The sequence below is a fragment of the Mycobacterium sp. E3305 genome, from assembly GCF_001666785.1.
Classification (GTDB): domain Bacteria; phylum Actinomycetota; class Actinomycetes; order Mycobacteriales; family Mycobacteriaceae; genus Mycobacterium.
The window spans coordinates 1-7,554 of record NZ_LZJA01000259.1; the positions used below are offsets into that span (position 1 = coordinate 1).

6 protein-coding genes and 1 pseudogene are annotated in these 7,554 nt (G+C 69.7%); 4 read left to right on the top strand and 3 right to left on the bottom strand.

The window, feature by feature from the left end; all coding sequences use genetic code 11:
- On the bottom strand, positions 1–1,735 hold a 1,735-nt coding region (locus tag A5701_RS23345; protein WP_067759873.1), incomplete at its 3' end, for a serine/threonine-protein kinase.
- 296 nt (positions 1,736–2,031) lie between these two features.
- Between A5701_RS23345 and A5701_RS23350 the strand changes: the two genes are divergently transcribed.
- Positions 2,032–4,656 (top strand): FHA domain-containing protein, encoded by a 2,625-nt coding sequence (locus A5701_RS23350; RefSeq protein ID WP_197505046.1) that lies wholly within the window; start codon positions 2,032–2,034, stop codon positions 4,654–4,656.
- A 12-nt stretch (positions 4,657–4,668) separates the two neighbouring features.
- On the opposite strand, the gene A5701_RS23355 is transcribed toward A5701_RS23350, so the two are convergent.
- A complete protein-coding gene (locus A5701_RS23355) occupies positions 4,669–5,415 on the bottom strand; it encodes an SDR family oxidoreductase (RefSeq protein WP_067759878.1) in 747 nt (248 codons plus the stop codon).
- A gap of 84 nt (positions 5,416–5,499) precedes the next feature.
- On the opposite strand from A5701_RS23355, the gene A5701_RS23360 reads away from it, so the two are divergent.
- The 3 genes and pseudogenes from A5701_RS23360 to A5701_RS23370 all read left to right on the top strand — a co-directional run bounded on the left by A5701_RS23360 (position 5,500) and on the right by A5701_RS23370 (position 6,671).
- Positions 5,500–5,940, top strand: coding sequence for a DUF402 domain-containing protein (locus A5701_RS23360; RefSeq protein ID WP_067759884.1), 441 nt, complete (start codon positions 5,500–5,502; stop codon positions 5,938–5,940).
- A pseudogene (locus A5701_RS23365) lies at positions 5,925–6,206 on the top strand (ATP-dependent DNA ligase); the annotation flags it as partial. The gene A5701_RS23360 and the pseudogene A5701_RS23365, both read left to right, overlap by 16 nt.
- A gap of 48 nt (positions 6,207–6,254) precedes the next feature.
- A complete protein-coding gene (locus A5701_RS23370) occupies positions 6,255–6,671 on the top strand; it encodes a hypothetical protein (RefSeq protein ID WP_067759894.1) in 417 nt (138 codons plus the stop codon).
- Between the two features lie 70 nt (positions 6,672–6,741).
- Here A5701_RS23370 and A5701_RS23375 read toward each other — a convergent pair.
- Positions 6,742–7,554 (bottom strand): DUF2889 domain-containing protein (locus tag A5701_RS23375; protein ID WP_067759899.1); only part of this gene is annotated, 813 nt, incomplete at its 5' end.

The window sequence follows — 7,554 nt, forward strand, 5'->3', positions numbered from 1 at the left end:
GCGCGTCGCCGACCCGGGTGGCCACCACCGGCACCCGCACCACCGCGCCCTGCGCGCCACACTCGTTGGTCTGCACGGTCTCCGTCACCGTGCCGCGCAGGGTGCCGTCGGCCTGCGGGGCCAGCGACCACGCCAGCGTCTCCTGCTGGGTCGCCTTGGCCTGGGAGTTGGGCGGCGTGCAGTCCATCCGTTCCTGCTGCGGCGCGCCCTGCCAGTAGCCGCCGACGAAGTGCAGCGTGTCCGTCGGGCCGCTCGCAGTCTGGTGGGTCGCGTTGTCCAGCCGGGCGCCGGTGGCCGCGCAGCCGTTCGTGGTGCACCCGGAGCGGAAGGCCCACCAGCCGGTGGCAGGGCCGTCGTGGCGGATCGCGACGCCGTTGGTGGTCCGCTTGCCCTGGTCGTAGTCCAGCCGATAGCTGCCGGAGAGCGTCGGCCCCCCGGACCTCGCGGGCGCCGGGACGGACGGTTTCGACGCGAGCGTCGGGCTGGCGGGCGGGGTGTCCGGCTCGAACGAGTACAGGACCGACCAGGTGGCGGCCACGGCGATCAGCATCGCGCACAGCAGCCCGACCGCCCATCGAGTCCGCGCCGAGAACCGGTGGTTCATGGCGGCGAGGGCGGCGCGGGGGCCGTTGCGCGGCGGCGTGGTCACGGCGGTGCGGGCCCGGGCGCGCGGGCCGGCCTCCGCCACGTCGTCGCAGCGCTCGCCGACGGCGGCCGCGAAGGCGCGGCACCGCTCGAAACGGTCCTCGGGTTGTTTCGCCAGCGCCTTGCGGAACGCCTCGTCCAGATGCGCCAGCTCCGGGCGGTAATCGCTGAGGCGGGGCGGCTCTTCGTGCAGGTGCTGGCTGATCACCGCGATCGGATTCGAATGCTGGAACGGCGGCGCTCCGGTGAGCAGGTGGAAAGCCGTTGCGGCCAATGCGTATTGGTCCGCCCGGCCGTCGATGTTGGATCCCGTCAACTGTTCCGGCGCGGCGTAGGCCACCGTTCCCACCGCGACATTGGTCTCGGTGATCCCGCTGATGTCGCCGAGGTGACGCGCGACGCCGAAGTCCGCCAACAGGATTCGGCGTTCACCATCGTCCGGATGGGTGAGCAGGATGTTCGCCGGTTTCACGTCGCGGTGCAGCAGCCCGCGGTCGTGAGCGTAGTCGAGGGCCCCCGCGACAGCCTGGACGATCGCGCACACCTCACCGACCGGCATCCCGTCGGGGTAGCGCTCCTTCACCAGCCGGGAGGCGTCGGTGCCCTCGACGTAATCCATGGAAATCCAGAGGTGACCGTTGAATTCGCCGCGGTCGTGCACGCCGACGATGTGGGGATGCCACAACGTCGCGGCCAGATCCGCCTCGCGGTTGAACCTTTCACGGAACTCCGGATCGGCGGTGACCGCTTCCGCAAGAACCTTGATGACGTCGCGACGCGGCAACCGGGGATGCAGCGCCAGGTACACCTCGGCCATGCCCCCGGCGCCCAGCTGGCGCAGGATCGTGTAGCCGGCGAAGGGTGCCCCGCTGGAGATCGACAGGCGGGCACCGTCGGCCTCCGCGGGGCGCTCCTCGGGCTCCGCGTTCGGGCTCGAACTGATCGGCGGGATGCGGCGAAACAGCTGGGCGATGGTGACCGCGGGCAACGACTGAAATCCCGCGCGCAGGGCGGCACGGGCCTCCCGCGGGTTGCTCAGCAGCCGCCGCCCGGCGCCGATGCGCCGGGTAGTCCCCTTGTCGTCATCCATCTACCGCCTCGCCCCCTCGTCGTTTGGACCCCGGCGTGCCGCAACCTGACACGGCGCGCACTGCCTCGGGCACATGCATCGCGATTGAGCCTCGCTTCACCTCGGCGTTCCAGCCGGCACGACGATGTGCCCGGCGCGCCCGGAAACAGACCTCCCCTTCCGTTCAGATCATGCCGGATCGCGGTAGGGGCTTCGTCTCAGCGAGCTATGAAACGGCTATGAGTCGCCGCTTCGACACATAGCCAAATCACAGGCGGTCCCAATAGAGACCACTCACCGCGCGCACCGATACTTGAATGGTGACTCGACCCGCCCCGCCCATCCTGACGATTCGGCACGACGGGTCCCAACGATCCTTCGCGGCCGGCCACGAGGTGGTCGTCGGCCGCGACACCGAGGCCGACGTGCGCATCCCCGATCCCCGGATTTCGCGCGCCCACCTGATCCTGCGTTTCGACCAGGGCCGGTGGCTGGCAATCGACAACGGCTCGCTGAACGGGACCTATCTCAACGGCTACCGGATGCCGGTCATCGATGTCCACGACGGCCAGACCATTCACGTCGGCAACCCGCGGGGACCGCGCCTGACCTTCGCCGTCGGGCCGCAGCAGGGTTATACCGACCGCCCGGGCCGGACCCGCCCGGGTCCGGAGGCCGGGCCGCCGACGCTGGCCTGGTCCGCGCTGCCGGAGCAGCAAACGAATCCGACCCGTCCGCCGCGGCCCGCGACACCCGGGCCGCCGGCCGCGCGCCCGAATTCCCCGGTCCGCCAGCCTGTTCCACCGCCCCGGCAGGCGCCGCCGCCGCCGCGGCCACGGGGCACACCGCCCGCGGAACGGACCGTCGTGCACGCGGGGAAGCCACAGGCGGGGTCGACGCCGCCGGCCGAACTCACCGTGGTCGACGCGAAGACGGCCGACGTGTCCAACCTCGCGACGCGCTTTGTGAAGTTGCTCTCGCCGCGCTCGTCGGCGGCCGCGGGCACCCCGGGCGCCATGACGATCGGGCGCGCCGCGGAGAGCGACATCGTGGTCTCCGACGTGCTGGCCTCACGTCAGCACGCCACGTTGGTGCAGACGCCGCTGGGCACCGAGATCCGGGACAACAGCATCAACGGGACCTTCGTCAACGGCACCCGGGTCGGGTCGGCCATCCTGTCCGACGACGACGTCGTCACCATCGGCAATGTCGACCTCGTTTTCCGCGGCGGCACCCTGACCAAGCGCAGCGAGGCCGAGACCCGCACCGGCGGGCTCGAGGTGCGCAACGTCAACTACGTCGTCGACGGCGGCAAACAACTGCTGGACGAGATCTCGCTGATCGCGCGACCCGGAACGCTGACCGCCGTGATCGGCGGGTCGGGCGCCGGGAAGAGCACCCTGGCCAGGCTGATCGCCGGCTACACCACTCCCAGTTCGGGCTCGGTCACGTTCGAGGGCCACGACATTCACGCCGAATACGCGTCGTTGCGCAGCCGCATCGGCATGGTCCCGCAGGACGACGTGGTGCACCGGCAGCTGACCATCAACCAGGCGCTCGGCTACGCCGCCGAGCTGCGGCTGCCGCCCGACACCAGCAAATCCGACCGGGCGAAGGTCGTCGCGCAGGTCCTCGACGAACTGGACCTGACCAAGCACGCCGACACCCGGGTGGACAAGCTGTCCGGCGGTCAGCGCAAACGCGCGTCGGTGGCCCTCGAGCTGCTCACCGGCCCGTCGCTGCTGATCCTCGACGAGCCGACCTCCGGCCTGGACCCGGCGCTCGACCACCAGGTCATGACGATGCTGCGGCAGCTGGCCGACGCCGGCCGGGTGGTGATCGTGGTGACGCACATGCTGTCCTACCTCGACACCTGCGACCAGCTGCTGCTGGTGGCCCCGGGCGGCAAGACGGCCTACTGCGGCCCGCCCGACCGCATCGGTGCGGCGATGGGCACCACCAACTGGGCCAAGATCTTCACCAAGGTGGGCGCCGATCCCGAGGAGGCCAACCGGCGCTTCCTCGAGCAGCGTGACGCCGAGAAGCGGCCGCAGAAACTGTTGCCGGACAAGGCGGACGAGCCGGGCGCCCTGGGCGAACCGGTGCACACCAGTGTGCGGCGCCAGATTTCGACGGTCGCCCGAAGGCAGATCCGCCTGGTCGTCGCCGACCGCGCCTATTTCATCTTCCTGGCGCTGTTGCCGTTCATCTTGGGTTCGCTGTCGCTGACGGTTCCGGGCGGCAACGGATTTCATCTGCCCGGCACGAACGCCGGGACACCGGACGAGGCGGCGCAGATCCTGGCGCTGCTGATGCCGGCCGCGGCGTTCATGGGCACCGCGCTGACGATCCGCGACCTGGTCGGCGAACGCCCGATCTTTCAGCGCGAGCAGGCGGTCGGGTTGTCGACGACGGCCTACCTGCTCGCGAAGACCGCGGTGTTCTGCGGCTTTGCCGTCCTGCAGTCGGCCATCATCACCGCGATCGTGGTGATCGGCAAGAGCGCGCCGACACGCGGCGGCGTCCTGCTCGGCCACTCGACCGCCGGGGCGACGGTCGAGCTGTTCGCCACCGTCGCGGCGACGTGTGTCGCCTCGGCGATTCTCGGCCTGGCGATCTCGTCGCTGGTCCGCTCCAGCGAGCAGATCATGCCGCTGTTCGTGGTGACGGTGATGGCCCAGTTGGTGCTCTGCGGCGGCATGGTTCCCGTGACCGGCCGGCTGGGACTGGACCAGCTCTCCTTCGCGATGCCCGCGCGCTGGGGCTACGCCGCGGCCGCGTCGACGGTGGATCTGCGGCACCTGGTGCCCGATTCGCTGCTGTCCCAGGACCGGTTCTGGCAGCACACGCCGAAGGTGTGGCTGCTGGACATGGGCATGCTGGCGGCGTTGTCGCTCTTCTACGCCGGCTTCGTGCGGTGGAGAATCCGCTTACGCCGATAGGCCGGCGCGGCCCTAGATTTGCTCCGCACCGCCGTCGACGAAGATCTCGCTGCCGGTCATGAAGCTGCTCTCGTCCGACGCGAGGAAAAGCACCGCCGCGGCGACCTCCTCGGGCCTGCCCAGGCGGCCCATCGGCACCTTGGCCGCCTCGCCTTCTCGCAACTCCTGCTCCCGCCCGGCCGGCGCCAGCCCCAACAGCCCCGGCGTCTCGACCGGTCCGGGAACGATGGTGTTGACCCGGATCCCGCGGCCCACGAGTTCGGCGGCCCAGGTCCGCCCGAACGAGCGGATCGCCGCCTTGGTCGCCGCGTACACGCTGAACGCGGGGGTGCCGTTGTAGGCGGCGGTCGAGCCGGTCAGCACGATCGACGAGCCGGGGTTGAGCAACGGCAGCATGGCTTGCACGGTGAACAACGTGCCGCCCACGTTGGTCATGAACGTGGACGTGAAGTGTTCGACCGAAATGTCGCCCAGCGCCGCGAATTCTCCGCCTCCCGCGTTGGCGAAGAGCACGTCGAGCCCTTTCCCGCGTGACGCGACGGCGTCGGCGACGGCCGCCACGTCGTCCAGGTTGGCCACGTCGGCGCGGATGCCCGTCGCCCGTTCACCGATCGAGGCCACGGCGGCGTCGATGGTCTGCTGGTTGCGACCGGTCAGGATGACGTGGGCGCCCGCGTCGGCCAGCCGCTGCGCGGCCGCCAGCCCGATGCCCGAATTCCCGCCGGTGACCAGGGCTGTCTTTCCGCTGAGGTCGCTCATTGTGACTAGAGTAGGTGCATCCATCCGCCCAAGCACGAGACGTTCGACCTGATCGCCCGCACCAACACCGATCCCAAGGGCATCGTGCGGGACGTGGACGACTATGCGGTTCACCCGTGGGGCCTCTACGTGGCCCGGCCCACCCCCGGCCGCGTCCAGTTCCATTACCTCGAATCCTGGCTGCTGCCCTCGCTCGGCTTGCGCGCCACCGTCTTTCACTTCAACCCGGGCCACGAGCGCGATCACGACTACTACCTCGACGTGGGCGAATACACGCCCGGACCCGAGGTGTGGCGTTCGGAGGACCACTACCTCGACATCGAAGTCCGCACCGGCGACGGCGCGGACCTGGCCGACGTCGACGAGCTGCTGGACGCCGTCCGGCACGGCCTGTTGACCCCGGAGGTCGCCGAGCTGGCGGTGCGGCGCGCCGTGGACGCCGTTGCGGGGTTGGCCCGCAACGGCTATGACCTCTCCCGCTGGTTGGCCGGCCATGGGATGGAGCTGACGTGGCGCCAGACGTAGCCGCGCTGCCCGACGAACCGGTGCCCGACTGGCGATCCCCCACGCTGGCGACCCTGACCGACATGCGGTTCTCCGATCCGCGCTGGATCTTCGAGCGCAAGTTCGACGGGATGCGCTGTCTGACATTCCGCGACGGCGACCGGGTGCGGTTGTTGTCGCGAAACCGACAGCCGCTCAACGGAACCTACCCGGAACTCGTCGATGCGCTTGCCGCCCAGCGCGCGACGCGCTTCGTGGTCGACGGCGAGGTGGTGCGGGAGAGCGGGGCCTGAGCGCTTGGTCCCCCGATTGCGCTGGGCGTAATGTCAGCGACTATGAGCTGCACCGGTAGCAGGCTCCTGCCGATCACCGCGGTGACCCTCATCGCCGTTGGCTCCCAGCTGAGCCCGGCGACCGCGCGGGCGGACCTGCACAACATCACCTATCGCGCCCGGATCGATGCGCTGACGACCGGGAGCCAGGCCACGTTCGTCATCAACGGCGGCCAGACCAACACCACCAACCTGCCGTCCATGCCCGGAAACGTGTTCGAGGCGAACACGGTGCTGCCCGATCCCCAGCAGGCCGGGATGCGGATAGTGCTGCATTTCCCCTACGTGGCGAACGTGCACTGCGAAATCGACGTCGACGACGCGGTTTTCACCCAGGCCGACCAATTCGTCAAACCGGCGCCCGGAAACCCCGACCCCAACAGCGGGGCGCTGCAGTGCGGCGGACCGCTACCCGCCTGAGTTCGATTCGCCGACTCCACGCGGGATCCCGCGGACCTTCAGGACATCGAACACCAGATCGTCGACCTGCTCACCGGCTGTCCATCAGCGCCTGCAGATCGGCGATCGAGCGCAACGTGTCGTTGAGATGGGTGCAGGTGCTGGTGCCGACGAATTCGCCGCGGACGCGGTCGCGCAACTCGGCGAGAGTCATACCGCGGATGCGGGACGCGCTACCGATCGCTCCGGGGCATTCCTGCCACGGCAACACTCGCACCTCGGCGTTCACCCCGGTGATGACGCGCGTCGAGGTGTCGATCGTGCCGGCGACCGTGTACTCGTGCACGATCGTCTCCACCAGGTCGTCGTCCACGTGAGAGTCGCGGAAGTGGGAATGGAAGCGCGCCGACCCGGAGTCGCTGTCCGCCAGATCCAGCCGCCGGTACCTGCGCATCCCGCGCGCTCGGAGCGGTTCCACTTCGTGTAGTCCGCTCAGCGGCGGCGCCACCGGGCCGCGGCCCGTCGGGATGACATCGTGCCGCCGGGTGAATGCGATCAGCGACGCGTCCGGTGCGAAACCTGCGCAGATCCCGGCCATTCGGTCGGCGATGCCCAGTGGCATCTTCTCTTCGACGCCCTCGACGATCGCCGCGTATTGGGCGGCGTATCCGGACACGAGCGCGGCACCGACCCAGTCGTCGAGCAACAGATTCAGCAGGCTGGCCCGCACTACTTCCTCAGGGAACAGCCGGCTGACCGTCGCCCGAAATCCCGCGCCGACACGACAGCCCAGCAAGGCGTCCAGACCGGCGGGCGCGGTGATGTCGTCGACGACTTGATCGGTGAGGTGCGCCCTCACTCGGACCTCGCCGAGGATCTCGACACGTCCGTCCTCGGCGCCGAC

Coding starts and splice junctions, on each gene's coding strand:
- A5701_RS23355 (WP_067759878.1), bottom strand. CDS start 5,415: ATGAGCGACCTCAGCGGAAAGACAGCCCTGGTCACCGGCGGGAATTCG.
- A5701_RS23370 (WP_067759894.1), top strand. CDS start 6,255: ATGAGCTGCACCGGTAGCAGGCTCCTGCCGATCACCGCGGTGACCCTC.
- A5701_RS23350 (WP_197505046.1), top strand. CDS start 2,032: ATGGTGACTCGACCCGCCCCGCCCATCCTGACGATTCGGCACGACGGG.